Origin of the sequence: Pseudomonas sp. 51_B, assembly GCF_017491595.1 — a bacterium.
GTDB lineage: Bacteria > Pseudomonadota > Gammaproteobacteria > Pseudomonadales > Pseudomonadaceae > Aquipseudomonas > Aquipseudomonas promysalinigenes.
Genome location: NZ_JAFGYW010000001.1, coordinates 329,404 through 350,560, shown reverse-complemented (window position 1 = coordinate 350,560; position 21,157 = coordinate 329,404). Strand labels below are relative to the sequence as shown.

15 protein-coding genes are annotated in these 21,157 nt (G+C 61.9%); 6 read left to right on the top strand and 9 right to left on the bottom strand.

What is annotated here, in order from left to right:
* Nucleotides 1-7: 7 nt before the first annotated feature.
* The 6 genes from J5M56_RS01630 to J5M56_RS01605 form a co-directional block, all read right to left on the bottom strand.
* Nucleotides 8-2,782, bottom strand: a complete 2,775-nt coding sequence (locus J5M56_RS01630) for a malto-oligosyltrehalose synthase (RefSeq protein WP_207869273.1) — start codon at nt 2,780-2,782, stop codon at nt 8-10.
* The gene (malQ, locus tag J5M56_RS01625; protein WP_207869271.1) at nt 2,779-4,848 is read right to left on the bottom strand and encodes a 4-alpha-glucanotransferase; all 2,070 of its coding nucleotides are present in this window, start codon (nt 4,846-4,848) and stop codon (nt 2,779-2,781) included. Before malQ ends, J5M56_RS01630 begins: the two co-directional genes overlap by 4 nt.
* Nucleotides 4,845-6,587 carry a malto-oligosyltrehalose trehalohydrolase gene (treZ, locus tag J5M56_RS01620; RefSeq protein ID WP_207869270.1) on the bottom strand — a complete coding sequence of 581 codons (1,743 nt, stop codon included), beginning with the start codon at nt 6,585-6,587 and terminating at the stop codon, nt 4,845-4,847. Before treZ ends, malQ begins: the two co-directional genes overlap by 4 nt.
* Nucleotides 6,588-6,600: 13 nt before the next feature.
* A complete protein-coding gene (glgA, locus tag J5M56_RS01615) occupies nt 6,601-8,160 on the bottom strand; it encodes a glycogen synthase GlgA (RefSeq protein WP_207869268.1) in 1,560 nt (519 codons plus the stop codon).
* A gap of 498 nt (nt 8,161-8,658) precedes the next feature.
* Nucleotides 8,659-9,117 (bottom strand): SgcJ/EcaC family oxidoreductase, encoded by a 459-nt coding sequence (locus J5M56_RS01610; protein ID WP_186476853.1) that lies wholly within the window; start codon nt 9,115-9,117, stop codon nt 8,659-8,661.
* A gap of 167 nt (nt 9,118-9,284) precedes the next feature.
* On the bottom strand, nt 9,285-9,443 hold the full coding sequence (locus J5M56_RS01605; protein WP_186476854.1) for a DUF6026 family protein: 159 nt from the start codon (nt 9,441-9,443) through the stop codon (nt 9,285-9,287).
* A 205-nt stretch (nt 9,444-9,648) separates the two neighbouring features.
* On the opposite strand from J5M56_RS01605, the gene gnd reads away from it, so the two are divergent.
* The 5 genes from gnd to J5M56_RS01580 all read left to right on the top strand — a co-directional run bounded on the left by gnd (nt 9,649) and on the right by J5M56_RS01580 (nt 14,822).
* Entirely contained in the window at nt 9,649-10,629 is a 981-nt protein-coding gene (gene gnd / locus J5M56_RS01600; protein WP_060479379.1) for a phosphogluconate dehydrogenase (NAD(+)-dependent, decarboxylating), read from the top strand.
* The gene (gene zwf / locus J5M56_RS01595; protein ID WP_060479378.1) at nt 10,629-12,131 is read left to right on the top strand and encodes a glucose-6-phosphate dehydrogenase; all 1,503 of its coding nucleotides are present in this window, start codon (nt 10,629-10,631) and stop codon (nt 12,129-12,131) included. The genes gnd and zwf overlap by 1 nt, the downstream gene beginning before the upstream one ends.
* Nucleotides 12,132-12,149: 18 nt before the next feature.
* On the top strand, nt 12,150-13,946 hold the full coding sequence (locus J5M56_RS01590) for a glycoside hydrolase family 15 protein (RefSeq protein WP_207869266.1): 1,797 nt from the start codon (nt 12,150-12,152) through the stop codon (nt 13,944-13,946).
* 109 nt (nt 13,947-14,055) lie between these two features.
* Nucleotides 14,056-14,202 carry a hypothetical protein gene (locus tag J5M56_RS01585; protein WP_207869264.1) on the top strand — a complete coding sequence of 49 codons (147 nt, stop codon included), beginning with the start codon at nt 14,056-14,058 and terminating at the stop codon, nt 14,200-14,202.
* Nucleotides 14,202-14,822: a TetR/AcrR family transcriptional regulator gene (locus J5M56_RS01580; protein WP_060479376.1), complete on the top strand. Its 621-nt coding sequence runs from the start codon at nt 14,202-14,204 to the stop codon at nt 14,820-14,822. Before J5M56_RS01585 ends, J5M56_RS01580 begins: the two co-directional genes overlap by 1 nt.
* A 41-nt stretch (nt 14,823-14,863) precedes the next feature.
* Here the strand turns inward: J5M56_RS01580 and preA are convergent, their stop codons facing one another.
* The 3 genes from preA to hydA all read right to left on the bottom strand — a co-directional run bounded on the left by preA (nt 14,864) and on the right by hydA (nt 19,038).
* Nucleotides 14,864-16,138 (bottom strand): NAD-dependent dihydropyrimidine dehydrogenase subunit PreA, encoded by a 1,275-nt coding sequence (gene preA / locus J5M56_RS01575; RefSeq protein WP_207869262.1) that lies wholly within the window; start codon nt 16,136-16,138, stop codon nt 14,864-14,866.
* The gene (locus tag J5M56_RS01570; protein WP_207869259.1) at nt 16,139-17,506 is read right to left on the bottom strand and encodes an NAD(P)-dependent oxidoreductase; all 1,368 of its coding nucleotides are present in this window, start codon (nt 17,504-17,506) and stop codon (nt 16,139-16,141) included.
* A 92-nt stretch (nt 17,507-17,598) separates the two neighbouring features.
* Nucleotides 17,599-19,038 carry a dihydropyrimidinase gene (gene hydA / locus J5M56_RS01565; protein ID WP_060479373.1) on the bottom strand — a complete coding sequence of 480 codons (1,440 nt, stop codon included), beginning with the start codon at nt 19,036-19,038 and terminating at the stop codon, nt 17,599-17,601.
* A 615-nt stretch (nt 19,039-19,653) separates the two neighbouring features.
* Here hydA and J5M56_RS01560 point away from each other — a divergent pair.
* Nucleotides 19,654-21,153 carry an NCS1 family nucleobase:cation symporter-1 gene (locus J5M56_RS01560; protein ID WP_186476858.1) on the top strand — a complete coding sequence of 500 codons (1,500 nt, stop codon included), beginning with the start codon at nt 19,654-19,656 and terminating at the stop codon, nt 21,151-21,153.
* Nucleotides 21,154-21,157 lie beyond the last annotated feature (4 nt).

The following is a 21,157-nucleotide window of genomic DNA, read 5'->3' as shown; positions in this document are numbered from 1 at the left end:
CTGATGCTCAAGATTGTTGTATCAGCAAAGTGATCGGAAACTCCGCCAGTAATGCACTCACTAACAGCTCCCTAGAAGGGCTGACCGCAGCCGTGGCAAAAAGTCCAGTCGAGTTGGCAGATGACGGGTCAAACGGCAAGATCACCCGGGTATCTTCCCAGTTCTGTGCAGGGATCAAGGGTGAGTTGGCCGCCCCTAACAGGCCGCTGGCCAGACGTGGGGCAACGATGATTGCGCGTTCGCCTTCGCCCAGGCGGGCAAAAGCGATGACCTTGTCGGCATGCCGGCCCTGCACGGTGAGCGGCAGGTAAGCACCCCGACGAAACAGTTCGGCATGGGCCTTGCGGCAATCGAGTACTCGCGCGATCAGTGCCTGCTTGATGCGCCCGTCATGCCAGTTCGCCAGCAATTCGCCAGTTGGGCAGGCATCGTCCAGCGTGCGGCGCCTGCTGGGGTAGTCCACCGGGCGGCGGTTGTCGGGGTCGACCAGGCTGAAATCCCAGTACTCATTGCCTTGGTACAGGTCCGGTACACCTGGCACGGTCATGCGCAGCAGGGTCTGGACCAGGCTGTTGAGGGCGCCGGGGCAGGCGATCGCTTGCGCCGCATCGGCTAGCGACTTGCGCAGCTGCTGGTTTTCCTGATCCAGCAAGATAGCGTCGACATACGCTGCGCAAACCGCCTCGTAGGCTTCGTTCGGTGCGCTCCAGCTGCTGCGCAGCTTGGCTTCACGCAGGGCTTTTTGCTGCCATTGACGGATGCGGTCGGCGTACTGGCGCAGCGCCGTGTCATTGCCGATGTCCAAGTCCAGTGGCCAGCTACCTAGGAGCGCCTGCAGCAACAGCATCTCGTCACCTGGGCTGGGCGCCACACCATCTTGCAGTTGCTCACGCAGTGGTGCTGCCAGCTCGCGCCAGTGCTCCATACGGCTGGCGAACCATGGGCCGCGCTCACTCAGCACCGCCAGGCGTGCGCGAGTGTCTTCGCCGCGCTTGTGGTCGTGGGTGGCGGTGGCCAGCAGGTTGTCCGGGAAGTCGCGCAGGCGGCGTTGGGCTTCATTGTGGAAGTGCTCAAGGCCTGCGCTGAAACGCTCGGCCTCGAAGCCCACATCGTTGCGTGACAACAACCGCGCCGAACGGTAGAACGCGGTATCTTCCACGGCTTTGGCAGCGCTGGGGGCGGTGAGCTGCTGGAAGCGTACACAGGCGTGGCGCAACTGCTTACGTGGCCGACCTGGCGGCAGTTCCCGCCAGCGATGGCCACCTAGCCATTGTGCTAGCTGGTCGAGCAGTGGCCAGTCGGCTTCGGCCAAGTCCTGGCGGGCGTTGCTCAGTGCTTGCTGGAAGAACCGTTCATCCTCGGCCGGGCGCCCGCAGGCGTTGATGTAGGTCCGGTAAACCGGATAGTGGGCCACCAGTGCCTGTAACGCGCGGCGGATCGCACCCAGTGTAAGGTCGCGAGTCATCAGGTCGTTACGGGCAACCTGCAACAGCGCATTGACCACCGACTCGCAATCGCCCGCTAGGCTGGCATTGAGCACCAAGTGCCGCGCCAGGCGAACCTCTTCGGGGAAGTCGGGGCGCTCGCTGACCGTTGCCCACAGCTCGGTCAACGGCGCTTCGCCGGCCGGGTCGTGTTGCAGCAGCGACACCTGGTTCATGAACTCGTAGCCGGTGGTGCCATCGGTGAGCCAGTCCCGATGCAGGTGCTCGCCGGCGCAGAGGATTTTCTCCACGAAGATTGGAAAGTGGTCAAGCGCTGTCTGCACAGGGCGCTTAGCCAGCAGGCTGTCGACCCGGCGGCGCAGTTTGCGGCAGTAACCGCGTGGATCGGCCAGGCCGTCGATATGATCGATGCGCAGGCCGTCGACCAGCCCTCGCTCGATCAGCTCGAACAGCTTGGCGTGGGTAGCCTCGAACACCACGGCGCGTTCCACCCGCAGGCCGCCAAGTTCGTTGATGTCGAAAAAGCGCCGCCAGTTGATGTCATCGCCGGCCGTGCGCCAGCTGGCCAAACGGTAAGTCTGGCGCTCAAGCAACAGGTGCAGGCGCTTGAAACCTTCTTCGGTGCGGCTGTCGAAGGCCTGCAATGCCGCGTCGAGGTCAGCGCCTTCACCCACCAGGCGGGTGAGCTCGGCATGCAGGGGTAGGGCCGCTGCCAACGGGTCGGGCGCTTCGCCCAGCGCAGTGAAGTGTTCGGCCAAGGCTTGCAGCTCAGGCGCTGGGCTCTGGGCGAGAATCCAGCCGTAGTCCTGCGGGCAAATCGGGAAACGGTGCTCGTGGTGGGCGATCTGCAACAAGCCTGCCTGCGGCTCGTACTGCAGAGGGATCTCACCGTTCTTCAATGCTGCGCCATAGTCGCTGCCAAGGAATGGCAACAGCAACTGCCCGGCCAGCAGCGGGTCACTGGAGTGCCACTGGATGTCGAAGAATTCCGCATAAGGGCTGCGTCTGCCCCAGGCCAGCAAGCTTTGCCACCAGGGGTTGTCGGCGCCGCCTACGGCCATGTGGTTGGATACGGTGTCGAGGATCAGCCCCATGCCGTGCTGGCGCAGCGCGGCTACCAGCCGTTGCAGTGCCGCCTCGCCACCGAGCTCAGGGTTGACGCAGGTGGGGTCGACCACGTCGTAACCGTGGCGCGACCCTGCGCGGGCTTTGAGGATGGGTGAGGCGTAAAGGTGGCTGATGCCCAGTTGGGCAAAATACGGCACCAGTGGCACGGCGTCATCAAGGGTGAAGTCGCTGTGAAATTGCAGGCGTACAGTTGCGGTCAACGGCTTCATCGGTCACGTTCCCAGGCTTGTTCGCGGGCTTGGGCCAGCAGTTCAAGGCGCCGTGCGGCGTCTTCGTTATCCAGCAGCTCACGCACTGGGGCGGCGAAGCGCCGACGCCAGTTGGGGTGGCCGCTGGTGGTACCGGGCAGGTTGGGTTGTTCGTCGCTGCCGAGCAGGTCTTCGAGCGGGATCAGCACCAGTGGGGCGCGGGTATGGCCAACGTAACGGATGGCGCCATCGATCAGCGCGTCATCGTCGGCCATGGCACCGTAGTTGGCTTGCAGCGTGCGGCGTAGGCCATCGCATTCCGTGCGCCGATCATGCCGCCATTGCAACTCGGTGGCGGCATCGATCAGTTGCAGGCGTTGGTACCAGTCGATGTCGCGGCTTTGTAGCCAGCCGGCCAAAGGCGCCAAGTCATGGGTGCCGGTGGTGGCAAGCGCGTCATCCGGCCAGTCGAGAATGGGTTTGAAATGCCCAGGCTTGGTTTGCTCGAACGGCAGCACACGCATGCCCAGCACCGCTTTGGCTGCCAGTTGCTCAGGCAACCCTGGCGGCACGGTGCCCAGGTCTTCGCCTAGGATGATTGCCTGATGGCGTACCGATTCGAGGGCCAGCAGGCGCAGTAGGTCCTCGACCGGGTAATTGAGATAAGCCCCTTGGTCGGGTGTGCTGCCCTGTGGGATCAGCCACAGCCGACGCAGGCCCATCACATGGTCGATGCGCAAGCCGCCGGCATGCGCTAGGTTGGCTCGCAGCATTTCGATGAACGCGCGGTAGCCGTTGCGTTTTAACCCTTCTGGGGAGAAGGCGCAGATACCCCAGGCTTGCCCTGCGCGGTTAAGAATGTCGGGCGGCGCGCCGACCGTAAGGTTAGCCAGCAATTCGTCCTGACGGCTCCAGGCCTGGCTGCCGGCCCCGTCAGCGCCAACTGCCAGATCAGCTATCAGGCCGACGGCCATCCCGCTGCTGCGTGCAGCGTGCTGGGCGCGTTGCAAGCTGCGTTCGGTCAGCCACTGGCAAAACGCCTGGAACTCGAGCTTGGCAGGGTAGGCATTGGCGATGGCTTCGACTTCCGGGTGGTACGGGTCCTGCCAAGTGCTAGGCCAATCTCGCCAGTCCGCGCCATGGCCGCGCTCGACGGCCAGTGCCTGTAGCACTTCGAAGCGGCAGTGATGTTCCAGGGCCTGGCCGCGAGTATCACGGAAGCTGTCGAAGTCCTGGCGCAGCGGGTGGTCGCCTTGGCTGAAATCCTGGTACAGGGCTTCGAGTAGACGCAGGCGGGCGCTGGCAGCACGTGGCCAGTCGACCAAAGGCTGTTGTTCCAAGTCTTCGAGCACTTGCTCCAAACCACATGCCTCGATCGCCATGCGTACCGCACGCTCCCCCAATAAGGCGGCTGGGCTGGCGTACAGCGTGTTGAGCAGCAGGCGGCTGGACGGTGAATAGGGGCTGTAGTGCTGCTGATCGATCATCGACAGCGCATGGATCGGGCTGATGGCCAGGGCGTCTGCGCCGCGCTCGGCAGCACTGCGTGCCAATTGCTCCAACGCCAGGCAATCGCCGAACCCGCCGTCGCCTGGGCGGCGCAGGCTATAAAGCTGCACGGACAGGCCCCAGAGGCGTGCAGGTGGCTCAGCCACAGCATCGGCCAAGCTGTAGCAGCGCGGCGGCGCCACCGCGAGGGTGAAATGCCGGTCGTCGATCTGCAACTGGTGGTAGCCGACTGGCAGGCCACCGGGAAGGTTGCCTTGGGCATCCAGGGTCAAATCTTGTAGGCGGTTGCTTTCCAGGGTGCAGCGCACAGCGCTGCCTGGTGGGAAATAGCGCTGCAAAGGCAGTGGTTGACCCTGCTCGACAGTGAGCAGCGGCGGGAGATGCTCGCCATCATCGGCGGCTTGCACCTCCCGCAGGCTGGCCGCAATGGCCGCTTCGTCACCGGCGGGGTGACCCAAGCCATCGAGGACTTTGCGCAATACGTCGTCGCTGACCTGCTGCGGCCGGTCATTGGCGTCGATCCAGTCGCGGGCTAGCCCGACCTGAGCGGCCAATCGGTGTAAAGCAGTTTCGCTCATGAGGGCTCCTGACCGGGGGGTAACAGGCTCACCACACAACTGTGGGCGGCCATGGCGGTGTCGGGGTGGGTACTGTCGCTACTGTCGAACAGGCGCCAAGCTCTTGCGGGTAGTTCCACTGCCTGAGGGCTAGCCGCCAGGTTCAGGTCGATCCGCAGGGTGCTGCCATCTCCCAGCCGCCAGCGGGCGGTGAGGGCGTGGTCGCCCAGCACCACGGCGCCCAGCGCCCGACTGCCAGGCAAGTGTGGAACCACATGGCGCCGTCGCAGCCCCAGCAACTGCTCATACAGGCCATGCCAACCAGCGATGACCTCCTTGGGTAGCGGCCGCGAGGCTTCGAAAGTCTGTTTGGCGTTAGGGTCTGGAATGTGTTCGCGCTGCTCAGGGTCGGCAAAGGCCTTGAAGTGGGCAAACTCGCCACGCCGGCCCTCGCGCACCGCGTCAGCCAGCTCATCATGGAAATCGGTGAAGAACAGGAACGGCCGGCAACTGCCATCGTCATCACCCATGAACAGCAACGGGATCATTGGGCATAGCAGTAACAAGCCGGTGGCGGCTCGTAGCGCAGCGGGAGGGCAGAGGCGAGTCAAGCGTTCGCCCAGTGCGCGATTGCCTATCTGGTCATGGTTCTGCAGGAACAGCACGAACGAAGAAGGCTCAAGATGCCCGCTGGGCTCACCGCGAGGGTTGCCGTGACGGTTGGCCTGGCCTTGGAACACGAAGCCTTCGGACAGGCAGCGCGCCAGCTTTGCGATGGGTTGATCCTGGTAGTCGGCATAGTAGCCTTCGGTTTCACCGGTCAGCAGCACGTGCAAGGCATTGTGGCCATCGTCGTTCCATTGAGCGTCGAAGCCCTGCTGCAGTAGCGATGCCTGATTATGCTCGTTCTCCAGCACCAGCCAGACATGCCGGCCGGGCGCAACCGCAGCGCGTACCCGCTGGGCCAGTTCGACCAAGAAGTCGGGCTGGTCGATTGCGTGCACCGCATCCAAGCGCAAGCCGTCACAGCGGTAGTCGCATAGCCACATCAGGGCGTTCTGGATAAAGTATTCGCGCACCTCTGGCCGGCGAAAATCAATCGCAGCGCCCCAAGGGGTCTGGCGATCCTCGCGGAAGAATGGGCTGGCGTATTCGTGCAGATAATTGCCATCTGGGCCGAAGTGGTTGTACACCACATCCACCATGACCATCAGCCCATGGCCGTGGGCCTGGTCCACCAGGCGGCAAAGCTGCTCGGGGCTACCGTAGTTGTGCTGCGGGGCATAGGGCAGTACGCCGTCGTAGCCCCAGTTACGTTCGCCAGGGAATTGGCCCAGCGGCATCAGCTCGATAGCGGTAATACCCAGCTGAGCCAGCCTCGGCAATTGCAGAGCGACGCCAGCGAAGCCATCGAGCACGCCCACGTGCAACTCCTGGATCACTGCTTCATGCCAAGGGCGACCCTGCCAGGGGTGCTGCCAGTCGTAGGTACTCACGTCCACTACCTGGCTGGGCCCGTGTACGCCCTCAGGCTGATAGCGCGACGCAGGGTCGGCCACTTGCAAACGGCCATCAATGCTATAGCGATAGCGGTCCCCAGCCTTGCAGGGGGCAACTGCGGTGAACCAGCCATCTTTTTCAGCCAGCAGCTCAATGGCCGGCTGCTGTTCAATTTCCAAGCTCACGTTGCGCGCATCCGGCGCCCATAGGGCGAAGCGCGCCGACGTGGCGTCCAACATTTGTGCGCCATGCCTTTGCATCTTCGAACCCCGCTCAGTAGTGGCTCAGCTGTGCCTGCTTGACCAGATCCTCATAGAGCCGTGCATAGGGCTCCACAGCCTGACACCAGTTGAAGGGCTGGGTCATCGACAGGCAGCGCATGGCATTGAGCAAGTCTTTCTTGCCGAATACATAGAAGGCCCGGCTCAGAGCCTCACGGTAGCTATCGACAGTCGACTTATCGAACAAAAAGCCAGTGACGCCGTTTTCGATGGTGTCGGCCAGGCCGCCGGTCTTGCGTGCCACAGGCAGCGAGCCGAAACGCTGCGCGTACATCTGGCTCAGGCCGCAAGGTTCGTAACGCGATGGCATCAGCAGGAAATCACTGCCGGCGAACATGCGCCGGGCATCGGTTTCGTTGAAGCCGATGCGCACGCCAATGCGCCCAGGATGGCGCAGAGCCAATTCACGCATGGCTTGCTCTTCCTCAGGCTCGCCACGGCCGATGATCGCGATTTGCCCCCCTTGCTCGACGATGTAGTCGGCAACGCCCAAAGTGAGGTCCAGGCCTTTCTGGTAGACCAGCCGCGAAACCACGGCGAACAGTGGCCCCTCGCTAGGGTCTAGGCCGAACAAGCGGCGCACGGCGTCGCTGTTGCGCGCCTTACCTTCCCAGTCGTTGAGGCTGAAATTGTGCTCCAGGTGTTTGTCGGTAGCCGAGTCCCAGCTTTCGTCGATGCCGTTGGGAATACCGCCCAACAGGCCCTGATGCGCCTTGCTGGCAAGAAAACCATCCAGGCCGCAACCAAATTCCGGCGTGGTGATTTCCTGAGCGTAGGTGGCGCTGACAGTGGTGATATGGCTGGAGTAAGCCAGGCCCGCCTTGAGGAACGACAGCTTGCCGTAGAACTCCATGCCTTCCTGTTGCATCGCATGCTCAGGGATTGCCAGCTCAGGGCTGCAGCCACGGCTATAGACGCCCTGGTAGGCGAGGTTGTGAATAGTGAACAGGGTCGGCGTGTTCAAGCCACGCCAGTGCATGTAAGCCGGTGCCAGGCCAGCAGGCCAGTCGTGGGCGTGCACCACCTCGGGCTTCCAGTGAATCATGCCTTCGCCAGCGGCGATCTCGGCTGCAGCCAGGCCCAGGCGGGCAAAACGGATATGGTTGTCAGGCCAGTCACGGCCATTGTTGGCGCCATAGGGGGTGCCATCGCGTTCGTACAGCTCAGGGCAGATCAGCACGTAGATCACTAGCCCGTCGACCATGTCCATGCGGCCGATCTTGCAGGGCGGAAGTGCAGCGTGGCCACCAAGTTGGCCCACGATATGGATTGGGTTGTCGCTTTCCATGACCTGCGGGTAGCCAGGGATCAGCACACGCACATCGTGCAGGTGCGCCAGGGCGCGGGGCAATGCTGCGGAGACATCGCCCAACCCGCCGGTCTTGACCAGGTCGGCAATTTCCGAGGTGACGAACAGAATCTTGCGCTTGTTGGGGTTGTGCTGGCGCTGGGCGCCTGGTGTCGTGCCTGTTTTGGCGAAATCCGGGGTGAGCGGATCGCGGTTGTCCGACTTGAATGAATCTACGTGAGGCTCGACAGCGGCACTGATCATACTTCTTTCCGTCCCTATGTGACCGGGTGCTGGCACCCGTTTTGATATCTCGTGCTGGTTCTCTCTGTTTCTGTAATTGCGTAACGCTATCCATGCCCCGAAGTCGTGCGCACAGGCACAACGCGATCGGCATTCCGGCCAACGGCGATTGGACTGTTAGGGGTAGGTCGGCCGTACACGGGAAAGCCTGTGTGTTTGGCCTACTTATTTGCTGACCTGCCACCGATTCCAAAAGTTCGACTTTTTTGCATCGCTCTTCCTATGAGCAAATGACGGGCCGGAATTTGAGTGTAGGAGAGCTGGAGATAAAAATCCGACCCATTGGTCACTTTTGCAATAGCGCGTACTAGACGCAAACGTTGGCGAGTGTCAACGGGTGTTTCCAGGAGGGAATAGGGCGCACCGCAGGACGGTTCAGAGCCACAAGATGCAGCACCTGGAAGGGGGTGCTGCACTGTTTTGAGGCGAGCCGCCTTTGAGAGCGCCTCGATATGAAGCTCAGCTCGACGGCAGTAGGGAGGAGTGGTGGTGGCTAATCAACCATCGTTGGCCATCCCAGCGGTAGGTGAAGCTGTAGCGTGCCGCAACCTGCTTGCCGGTAGCTGCGAAGTCGAAGGTATAAAGGCCGTTCAAGGTTGCGATGTTGCAGGCGGCGTCGAAGTGATGGGTGTCGAGCCTGCCGCTAGGCTTGTCTGCCAGAAAATGGCTGAAGTACTCCACGCGTTCTTGTTCGGTTAGGCGAGGCTTTTTCGATACCGTCGGCAGTAGCAAGGCATTGTCCTGATACAGCCGTGCGACCTGGTGTGGGTCCGCGCTCTTGAGGCTATCGTTCCATTGCTCGAACAGGTTCAGGGCTTGTTGCTCGGTGGCGTATTGGCAGCTTTGAGCGCTGGCGTGTAGCGGCAGGGTAGCCAGGCCGCAGAGGGCCAGGGGCAGGTAAAGGTGTGCGATTTTCATGATCAACCCATGGCAGGCAGGCACCGGGATGGTGCTGCAAGGCCATGCACCCTATTGAGTGCTCAAAGGCTGAGCCATCGGATACGGTTTCCTTGCGCGGAGATCTTTCCGGCAGGAACGTCAGTGCGGTGTGGGAGCCTTGTAGCTCCCACTCTTAATGAGAAGAATCAGGCGCGCTCGGCACTGTGCGTTTGCGCCAGCAACTTGTTCAACTGAGCGACCTGCTCACGCAATTGGTCACGCTCGTCCTTCAATTTGCGCAGTTCATCACGGCGCACGGAGACATAGAGGGTCTGGGTTGGAGTGGCAGGCATCAAGGTACCCATGAGCACACCTCGCGGTTTTGGCTGGTGACAATTTAAAGCGTAGTCGCTTTGCGCGGCGCGCATTCTGAATTCTTTCACCGTCAATGGGAACTTTTTTGTTTATGGTTGTCGCGCCGTTCGTCGCTGAACCCTTAAGCGAGGCGCTGGACTAACCTGAAACGTTGAACTGCGTTCATCAATCATTTCGACAGGGGAGCATCGGCTCATGCAATTGGGAATCATCGGGCTGGGCCGCATGGGCGGCAACATCGCGAGGCGGCTGATGCGCGCCGGCCACCGCACCGTGGTGCATGACCGCAACCGTGACGCCGTGGTCGGGCTGGAAGGCGAAGGCGCCCAGGGTGCCCATGACCTTGGCGCGCTGGTGCAAAAGCTGAAGGCGCCGCGTGCGATTTGGGTGATGTTGCCGGCTGGCGAACCTACCGAGCAGACAATCGCCCAGTTGGCCGAGCTGCTTGAACCAGGGGACTCGATCATCGATGGTGGCAATACCTTCTACAAAGACGACATGCGCCGCGCCGAAGAGCTCGCCAAGCGCGGCCTGCACTACCTGGATGTCGGCACTTCCGGTGGCGTGTGGGGCCTGGACCGTGGTTACTGCATGATGATCGGCGGTGAAAAGGACGTGTTCGAGCGGCTTGAACCCTTGTTCAAAGCCCTGGCGCCGGGGGTTGGTGATATCCCGCGCACCCATGGCCGCAGCGGTGAGCACGCCCGTGCCGAATACGGTTACATTCACGCCGGCCCTCCGGGCGCCGGGCATTACGTGAAGATGGTGCACAACGGCATCGAATACGGCCTTATGCAAGCGTATGCCGAAGGTTTCGACCTGTTGCGCAGCAAGGGCGGGGATCAATTGCCTGAGACTCAGCGCTTTGACCTGAATCTGGCCGAAATCGCTGAAGTGTGGCGCCGCGGCAGTGTCGTGACCTCCTGGCTGCTCGACCTCACCGCCGATGCCCTGGTGGCGGACCCTCAGCTGTCGCAGTTCAGTGGCTCGGTTTCCGACAGTGGCGAAGGCCGTTGGACGATCGACGCGGCCGTAGAGCAGGCGGTGCCTGTGCCTGTGCTGTCCAGCGCACTGTTCGCCCGCTTCCGCTCGCGTCAGCAACAGGGTACCTATGGCGACAAGGTCTTGTCGGCCATGCGTTTGGGCTTTGGTGGTCACGTCGAGAAAAAAGACTGATGAGCAAACAGAACGTCCCCGCCGCTCCACCTTGCACATTGTTCCTATTTGGCGCCAATGGCGACTTGGTAAAACGCTTGCTGATGCCGGCGCTTTACAACCTCAGCCGCGATGGTTTGCTGGACCGTAACCTGAAGATCGTTGGCGTCGACCACAACCCTGCTACCGGTGAGGAATTCGCCGAGCGCCTGCATGATTTCATGCGAGCGCGCGAGCAAGGCGAGGGCAGTGTGAAATGCCTGGATGAAAAGCTTTGGGCGCGGCTTGCCAAACGCCTGGACTACCAGACGGGCGACTTTCTCGACCCTGCCACTTATACCGCGCTGGCCAAGCGCATCGACAAGACCAGCCATGGCAATGCGATTTTCTACCTGGCCACCTCGCCGCGTTTCTTCCCCGATGTTGCCGAGCATTTGAGCCAGGCCGGCTTGCTCGACGAGGCCGGCGGTGGTTTTCGCAGGCTTGTGGTGGAAAAGCCTTTCGGTACCGATCTGGCCAGTGCCGAGGCGCTCAACGCCCGTTTGTTGAAGGTCATGAGCGAGCGGCAGATTTACCGCATCGACCATTTCCTGGGAAAGGAAACCGTACAGAACATCCTGGTCAGCCGCTTTTCCAATGGCTTGTTCGAGTCGTTCTGGAACAACCATTACATCGACCATGTGCAGATTACCGCTGCCGAGACGGTCGGGGTGGAAACCCGAGGGGCCTTCTACGACAACACTGGCGCGTTGCGCGACATGGTGCCCAACCACCTGTTCCAACTGCTGGCGATGGTCGCCATGGAGCCGCCAGCGGCCTTTGGCGCCGATGCGGTGCGCAGTGAGAAGGCCAAGGTGATCGGCGCTATTCGCCCTTGGTCGACCAAGATGGCGCTCAAGCACTCCGTGCGTGGTCAATACACCGAAGGTAAGCAGGGTCGCAAACGTCTGCCAGGCTACCGCCAGGAAAGCAATGTCAGCGAAGACAGCCAGACCGAAACCTATGTAGCGCTGAAGGTGATGATCGACAACTGGCGCTGGGCAGGGGTGCCGTTTTACCTGCGCACTGGCAAACGCATGAGCGTGCGTGACACCGAGATCGCCATCTGTTTCAAACCGGCGCCCTACGCGCAGTTCCGAGAGTCGGAGCTTGAGCGGCCGAAACCCAATTACCTGAAGATCCAGATTCAGCCCAATGAAGGCATGTGGTTCGACCTGCAGGCCAAGCGCCCGGGCCCTGAGCTGGTGACGGCGAATGTCGAGTTGGGCTTTGCTTACAAAGACTTCTTCAAGATGACCCCAGCCACCGGTTACGAAACGCTGATCTATGACTGCCTGACCGGCGACCAGACCCTGTTCCAGCGGGCCGACAACATCGAAAACGGCTGGCGAGCGGTTCAGCCCTTTCTCGATGCCTGGGCCCAGGGCGGCGAGGTGCATGAATATCCGGCAGGTGAGGACGGCCCCGAAGCTGGCAATGAATTACTGACGCGCGACAAGCGTGAGTGGCACACCTTAGGGTAATCCGATCAAGGAGAAGCAATGCCCGCCCACATTGAAGACTATGCGCTGCTCGGCAACTGCCGCAGCGCCGCCCTGGTGAGCCGCGACGGTTCCATCGACTGGCTTTGCCTGCCGCGCTTCGACGCCCCAGCGGTGTTCGCCGCTCTGCTTGGCAATGAACAGAACGGCCGTTGGCGCCTGGCGCCCAGTGACACGGTCGAGCAGGTCAGCCGCCAGTACCTGGGCGACACCCTGGTGCTGGAAACCACTTGGCATACCGCCGGTGGCCGGGCCCGGGTGCTCGACTTCATGCCGCTCGACGAAGTCAACTCGGTGGTACGCATCGTCGAAGGCCTGGCCGGCGAGACGCACTTCGAGATGGACCTAGTGATGCGCTTCGACTACGGGCGTAGTGTGCCGTGGGTCGAAAAGCTCGACCCGCTTACGCTGAGCGCCGTGGCCGGGCCTGACCGTCTGCTGTTGACCAGCAGCGTGGCGTCCCATGGCCTTGACCACCATACCGTCGCCCGCTTTCGAGTGTGCGCAGGTGAGCGTCAGGTGTTCAGCTTGCGGCACCAACCCTCGCACCTGCCGGTGCAGCCGGACTGCGACATCGACCAGGCTCTGCAGCATACACTGGCTCACTGGCAAGCCTTTGCTGACCGCTGCCCGGATCTGGGGTCTTACTCGCACCGGGTGCGGCGTTCGCTGCTGACCCTCAAGGCAATGACCTACGCCCCTACCGGTGGCATCGTTGCTGCCGTGACCACGTCACTGCCCGAGCGCTTGGGCGGTGAGCGCAACTGGGACTATCGATTCTGCTGGCTGCGCGACGCCACCATGACCTTGCTGGCTTTCATGAACCTGGGGTACTTCGACGAAGCCCAGGCCTGGCGCGAATGGTTGCTACGCTCGGTTGCCGGCAACCCCGAACAGATGCAGATCATGTACGGGCTGGCGGGCGAAAGGGATTTGCAGGAATACACCTTGCCTTGGCTGGCTGGCTATGAACACTCCCAGCCGGTGCGGGTTGGCAATGCGGCTTCGGCGCAGGTGCAGTTGGATATCTTCGGCGAGCTGGCCGACGCCATGACCCAGGCGATCAAGGGCGGGCTGCCGCGGCTACCGCGCAGCGCTGCGATCTCGCGGATGATCCTGCCCTACGTCGAACGCATCTGGCGCGAGCCCGACGAGGGCATCTGGGAGGTGCGCGGTGGTCGCCAGCACTTCGTGCATTCCAAGGTCATGGCCTGGGTTGCCTTCGATCGCGCAGCCGGGCTTGCCGATACCACGGAAGAGAGCAGCGAGCATGCACGCCACTACCGAGAGGTGGCCGATGAGATCCATCGTGACGTCTGTGCCAACGGGCTGGATGCCAGCGGGCAGTATTTCGTCCAGGCCTATGGCTCGGCCGAAATGGACGCAGGCCTTCTGCAGATCGCACTCACCGGCTTCCTGCCAGCGGACGACCCGAGGTTTCTGCGTACTCTTGCGCAGATCGAACAACGTCTGCTGAACAATGGCCTGCTGTTGCGCTACGACAGCGAGAAAGGCGGCGATGGGCTGAGCTCGGGTGAGGGTACTTTCCTGGTCTGTTCGTTCTGGTTGGCCGATGTGTACGTGCTGCTCGGACGCGAGGCCGAGGCTCAGCAGCTGTATGAAAAACTCTCAGGCCTGTGCAACGACGTGGGCTTGCTGGCCGAGCAATACGACCCAAGCGAGCAGCGCATGCTAGGCAACTTCCCTCAGGCATTCAGCCACATCGGCATCATCAATTCTGCCCTGAACCTGCTTCAGGCGCGGTGCCCGGCCCGTGACCGGGCGCGTACGGGCTGAGTGCGGCATGGCTGAGCGGCCGTCCCGCCAGATCAGACGCAGCGCTGCCAATGGCAGGCATCGGCGGGTCGTGGCGGGGCCGGTACGCTGGCAGGCTATTTCGGGCCCCGTGATTCAATCCCATGGCAATTGCGGCGTAGACTACGCCAATCCCATTCGGCAAGGAGCACCCATGAGCGTGCGTGGTCGTGAGCGGCAACTGAACGACATCGAACTCAATTTCGGTGGGCTGGATGCATGGACGGCCGACGCCTGATGGCTAACCACAAGATCGAGATCCGTCGACGCAATATCCAGAAGATTCTCGTGGCTGCCGAAAAGGTGTTCGCCGAAAAAGGCTATGGCGCCACCTCGATGGGTGATATCGCCGAACAGGCTGAGTTACCGCGTTCCAACCTGCATTACTACTTCAGTACCAAGGACGAACTGTTTCGCGCGGTGTTGCAAGATTTGCTGGATGTGTGGAAGCAGGACGCGCTGTGCTTCGAGAACTTCGACGACCCGCGCGTGGTGCTGACCAGCTACATCCGCGCCAAGATGGGCCATTCACGCTCACGCCCGCTGGGCTCTAGGATCTGGGCTGAAGAAATGCTCCATGGCGCCCCTGTGCTGGGGTGCAGCCTCGAGGAAAACCTGGTGCCCTGGGCCAGGCTCAAACAAGACAAGATACGCCGTTGGGTGGAGCAGGGGCGTATTCTGCCGGTGGAGCCGTCGGCCCTGCTGTACATGATCTGGGCATCGACCCAGCACTACGCCGATTTCGGCTACCAGGTGGCGCTGCTCAACGAAGGTGAGCCGCTGTCCGACTCGGCCTTCGAGCGTGCGGTGCAGACGGTCACTTCGGTCATCTTGCGTGGCATAGGGTTGCAACCCTGAGTGAAATGGGGCCGTGAACTGGCCCCATCCACTGGCTTCCCTCAACTGGCCTCGCGGTAGGGGTTGCGCGGGTCTTGGGTCCAGTTCAGGTAAGGCTTGCCGGTGTCTTGGGCGACCATCTCGATGCAGTTGTCCACCGGGCAGGTGATCTGGCATAGGTTACAGCCCACGCATTCGTCCTCGATCACGCTGTAGATATGCGTGCCATCGCCCCTCAGGGTACTGGCAATGGCCTGGTGCGAGGTATCTTCACAGGCGATATGGCAACGGCCGCAACCGATGCACGATTGCTGGTCGATGTGGGCGATGGATTTGTAATTGATGTCCAGGTACTTCCAGTCGGTGGTGTGCCCCACCGCCTGCCCGCGGAACGCATCGAGGTTGCGGTGCCCCTGCTGGTCCATCCAGCGCGCCAGGCCGTCCTTCATGTCTTCGACGATGCGAAAACCATGCAGCATCGCCGCCGTGCACACCTGTACCGCACCGCTGCCCAAAGCGATGAACTCGGCGGCGTCGCGCCAGTTGCCAATACCGCCGATGCCACAGATCGGCAGGCCATGTGTCTGCGGGTCACGGGCTATCTCAGCGACCATGTTCAAGGCAATCGGCTTGACCGCAGAGCCACAATAACCGCCGTGAGTGCTTTGGTCGCCGACGATGGGGTGGGCGACCATGCGCTCCAGGTCGACGCTGGTGATCGAGTTGATGGTGTTGATCAACGACACCGCGTCCGCGCCGCCGCGATGGGCTGCACGAGCCGACTGGCGGATGTCGGTGATGTTGGGGGTGAGTTTCACGATCACCGGCAGCGAGCAATACAGCTTGCACCAACGGGTAACCATCTCGACATATTCAGGCACTTGGCCCACAGCGGCACCCATGCCGCGTTCAGGCATGCCGTGGGGGCAACCGAAGTTCAGTTCGATGCCATCGGCACCTGTGGCCTCAACCAGGGGAAGGATGAATTTCCACGACTCCTCCACGCACGGCACCATCAGCGATACGATCAGTGCGCGATCGGGCCAATCCTTCTTCACCTGGGTGATTTCGCGTAGGTTGATCTCCAACGACCGATCGGTGATCAGCTCGATGTTGTTGATTCCCTGTACCTGACGATTGGGGCCGTAATGCGCCGAATAACGTGATGACACGTTGACTGCGGCCGGGTCTTCTCCGAGGGTTTTCCAGACTACACCGCCCCAGCCTGCCTCGAAGGCACGCACCACATTGTAGGCTTTGTCGGTCGGTGGCGCAGACGCCAGCCAGAAGGGGTTAGGTGCCTTGATACCGGCGAATTCGATGGACAGGTCGGCCATTTATGCAGCCTCCACGTTGAGCATGAGTTGGGCATGGATGGCTTCGGCGGCCAGCTTGCCGTGTTGCACCGCCTGGACGGTGAGGTCCTGGCCAAGTGCCGTGCAGTCGCCACCGGCATATACCCCGGTAAGGCTTGTGCGCAGGTTTTCGTCTACGCGAATGCGTTCACCGTCCCGGGCCAACTGCGCGGCAACCGGGTCGCACAGGCTGGTGTCGTCGAAGCCTTGGCCAATCGCTTTGAAAATGGCGTCAGCGGCCAGCTCGAAAGCGTCGCCGGTATCGCGTAGCTGGCCATCGACCAGCTCGGTGCGCATGAAGCGCATGCCGCGCACGCGCCCTTGGTCGTCCAGCAGCACTTGCTCTGGGCGGGCCCAGGTATGCAGGCGCACTTGGTTGGCCTTGGCGATGTCCTGCTCATGACCGGTGGCGCCCATGTCGGCATAACCACGGCGGTACACCAGATTGACGTCGCGCGCGCCCAGGCGGCTCATCTGCACCGCCATGTCGATGGCAGTGTTACCGGCGCCGATCACCAGGCAGCGCTCGGCCAGTGGCAATTGTGCCAGATCGTCGGCCTGGCGCAGTTCACGGATGTAGGCGGTGGCGCCGAGCAGGCCAGGAGCTTGCTCATCGGCCAGGCCAAGCTGGCGCACCGCGTTCAGGCCAAGGCCCAGAAACACTGCGTCGAACTGCTCGCGCAACGTTCCCAGGGCGAGGTTGGCCCCCAGGCGCTGGCCGTGACGCATTTCAATGCCGCCGATGCCAAGCAGGAACTCCACCTCGCGTTGGGCGTAGTCATCCACCAATTTGTAGCGGGCGATGCCGTACTCATTGAGGCCGCCGGCCTTGTCAGAGGCTTCGAACACCACCACGTCGTGGCCATGCATGGCCAGCCGGTGAGCGCAGGAAAGCCCAGCGGGGCCGGCGCCTACCACGGCGATGCGCTTGCCGGTGGTGGGCGAGCGCTTGAAGGGGTGCTCAGTGAACCCGGCGTTGTCCAGCGCGTAGCGTTGCAGTTGGCCGATCAGCACCGGCGCGCACTCCTGGGCGTTGTTGCGCACGCAGGCCTGCTGGCAAAGAATTTCGGTGGGGCAGACACGGGCGCAGCTGCCGCCGAGAATGTTGGCCGACAGGATGCGTTCGGCAGCGCCTTGCAGGTTTTCATCGCTGATGCGGTGAATGAACGACGGGATGTCGATCTCGCTCGGGCAGGCGTTGACGCAAGGGGCGTCGTAGCAGTAAAGGCAGCGAGCGCTCTCCACGGCCGCTTGGCGAGGGGTAAGCGGCGGGGCCAGGTCGGTAAAGCGCTCGGCCAGGGCGGCGCTGCCTGCGCTGGGGCGGGGCAAGTGGTTCAGGGCATCGATCACGGTTGTAGCCTCTCTGTTCTTTTGGTTGTGGCAGTCAACGGCAATACGGCGCCGCCCGGCCTCTTGGGGCCGGTACGGCAATGCAGGGCCAATCAGCGCTGTACGGGGGTCGGGCGCTGTTGCTCGGCGCGTCGGCCTAGTACTTCGTATACCGAGGGGTAGGCAGGGCGCTCCACGTACCGACCGGCACCCGGTTCGGCACGCAGGTCGCCATCGGCCCAGAGCACCTTGCCCTGGCTGATGGTATGGCTGGGGATGCCGCGAACGGTGCGGCCCTCGAAGATGTTGAAGTCGACCCGCTGATGGTGGGTCTGGGCGGAAATGGTGCGGGTGCCCTGAGGGTCCCATAGCACCAGGTCGGCGTCGGCGCCCACGCGGATGGCGCCTTTGCGCGGAAAGAGGTTGAAGATCTTGGCGGTGTTGGTCGAGGTCAGGGCGACGAATTCGTGCATCGACAGGCGCCCGCTGTTGACCCCAGCGTCCCACAACACTGCCATGCGGTCCTCGATGCCTGCGGTGCCGTTAGGAATGCGGCTGAAGTCATTGCGGCCCATGGCCTTCTGTTCTGCGCAGAAACAGCAATGGTCGGTCGCCGTGGTGTGCAGGTTGCCAGACTGCAGCCCGCGCCATAGCGCTTCTTGGTGCTCGCGGGGGCGGAAAGGCGGGCTCATCACATAACCGGCAGCGGTTGCCCAGTCTGGGTCGCGGTAGACGCTGTCGTCGATCAGCAGGTGGCCGGGCAGCACTTCGCCATACACCGGCTGGCCCTTGGCCCGAGCGTAGGTGATTTCATCCAGTGCTTCACGGCTTGAGATGTGTACCACGTACAACGGCGTGCCGATGGTTTCGGCGATACGGATAGCGCGGCTTGCCGCTTCCCCTTCGACCTGCGAAGGCCGCGACAGTGGATGGGCTTCAGGCCCGGTCAGGCCTTGCGCCAGCAGCTTCTGCTGCAGGTGGTAGACCAGCTCGCCGTTCTCGGCATGCACCGTAGGCACTGCCCCCAGTTGCAGGCAGCGCTCGAAGCTGGCCACCAGGGTGTCGTCAGCCGCCATGATGGCGTTTTTATAGGCCATGAAGTGCTTGAAACTGTTGACCCCATGCTGGCTCACCAACTCGCCCATTTCCTCGGCGACCTGTTCGCTCCACCAAGTGATGGCGACGTGAAAGCCGTAGTCCGACGCACTCTTCTGGGCCCATCCGCGCCAGGTATGGAACGCTTCGAGCAGCGACTGCTGCGGGTTAGGGATGACGAAATCGATGATCGAGGTGGTGCCTCCGGCCAGCCCGGCCGCGGTGCCGCTGAAGAAGTCCTCGCTGGCGACCGTGCCCATGAAGGGCAGCTGCATATGGGTGTGCGGGTCGATGCCGCCCGGCATCAGGTACTGGCCGCTGCCGTCGAGGATCTCACAGTCGGTAGGCGCCTCGAGGTCTTTGCCAATGGCGCGAATCTGGCCATCGACACACAGAACATCGGCTGGATAACTCTCTTCATGGGTAACTACGGTGGCGCCACGGATCAACAGGGACATGCCGTCTTCCTCGCAGGCTGACCGGTCTTTGCCGGTTCTTGAAGTTGTTATGTGCCAATGGCCGATGGAAGTTTTAATCCTGTCAGGCCTGACAAGATTGGAATTTAGATGCTGATTCGGGATTGTTCAAGAAAATAATTTATAAGCTTATTCTTGTCGTATCTAATTGATTAATAAGGATTAAAATCAAAAATCCCCAAAATGGTGAGCCCTTTCACCATTTTGACGCACTTGACAAGAAGCCAAATTGGTCAAGATTTTCCATGCAAAATCAGCTGCTTGATTCCTGGCATGGCGGCGCGGGGTGCGCCGATGAAAAAAAGCCCTGCACCAGTTTGAAACCTGTACCAGCCAGGCCGAGCGGCAGTCGGCGGCGTGAGCGGAGCCCGGGAGAGCCCCCTAACCCTCAGCTGCCTTCGAATTAATCATTGCAGATCAGTTGTTTACCTCCTGTTGGCGGCGGCCGGCCGGGTAGGCGTAAGCCAAACCGGCACGCTATTTGAGTACGGCCCAGGCGCCAGGCCGGACCGGAGGAGCAGTACTGGTGGTGTGTGTACTCCGGCCATCGCGTTAGCCCGATGAGCAGACAACTAGAAAAAATCTGGAGAAGGCCCCATGCAACAGAGCAGATCGCAAGTGGTCGAGCAGGCAGGCCTGTTCGAACTGGCCGCAGGGAGCGATGTCCTCGACAGCCCCCGCTACAACCATGACATCGCCCCGACCAAGGTGCATCAACGCACCTGGAACAAGTGGCACATCACCGCGCTGTGGGTGGGCATGTCCATCTGTGTGCCCACCTACACCCTCGGCGGTGTGCTCACGGCCTACTTCGGCTTGAGCGTGGGTGAGGCGCTGCTGGCGATTCTGCTGGCCAACCTCATCGTGCTTATTCCGCTAACGCTCAATGCTTTCCCAGGCACCAAGTACGGCATCCCGTTTCCGGTGCTGCTGCGTTCATCGTTCGGCATACTGGGGTCCAACGTGCCTTGCCTGATTCGTGCGGTTGTCGCCTGTGGCTGGTTCGGCATCCAGACCCTGTTCGGCGGCTTGGCCATCCACCTGTTCCTGAGCTCCATCTTCGAAGGTTGGAGGGCGCTGGCCGGCACTGGCGAAGTGATCGGCTTCATGATCTTCTGGGCCCTGAACCTGTGGGTGGTACTGCGCGGCGCTGAGTCGATCAAGTGGCTCGAGACATTGTCGGCACCGCTGCTGGTAGCGGTCGGTTTCGGCCTGCTGTTCTGGGCCTTGCCGCACATGTCGATGACCGAACTGCTGGCGCAGCCACCCAAGCGCCCGGAAGGGGCCAGCGTAGTGGGTTACTTCTGCGCCGGGCTCACCGCCATGGTGGGTTTCTGGGCGACCTTGTCGCTGAACATTCCCGACTTCAGCCGCTATGCCAAAAGCCAGAAGGATCAGATTCTTGGGCAGATCTTCGGCCTGCCGTTGACCATGTTCCTGTTCGCATCGCTGGGCGTGGTGATGACGGCTGCTTCGGCCTCGCTGGTGGGTGAAACGGTATCGGACCCTGTCAGCCTGATCGGCAAAATTCAAAGCCCCGGCTGGGTTGCACTGGCAATGGCGCTGATCGTGATCGCAACGCTTTCGACCAACACTGCCGCCAACATCGTCTCGCCAACCAACGACTTTCAGAACATCGCCCCACGCCTGATCGGGCGCAGCCGGGCGGTGTGGTTGACCGGCCTCATCGGCCTGGCGCTGATGAGCCATGAACTGCTGAAGAAACTCGGCTGGATCGTATCTGACCTTAGCCTTGAAAGCGTGTACTCGAACTGGTTGCTTGGGTACTCCAGCCTGCTCGGGCCTATTGCCGGAATCATGGTGGTGGATTACTTCGTGATCCGCCGCCAGCAGCTGGACTTGGCCGGGCTGTACCGCGATGACGTGTACCCGGCCTGGAACTGGGCCGGCTTTGCTGCCTTCGCCTTGCCGGTAGGGCTGACCATTCTGGCCATTGGCAACAGCAGTTTCAGCTGGTTCTACGACTATGGCTGGTTCACCGGATCGCTGTTGGGCGGCGCGTTGTATTACGCCCTGGGCAGCGTGGCGGTACGCAGGGCAGAGATCGTGCCCGTTCAAACCAATAAAAATGCCTGAGGAG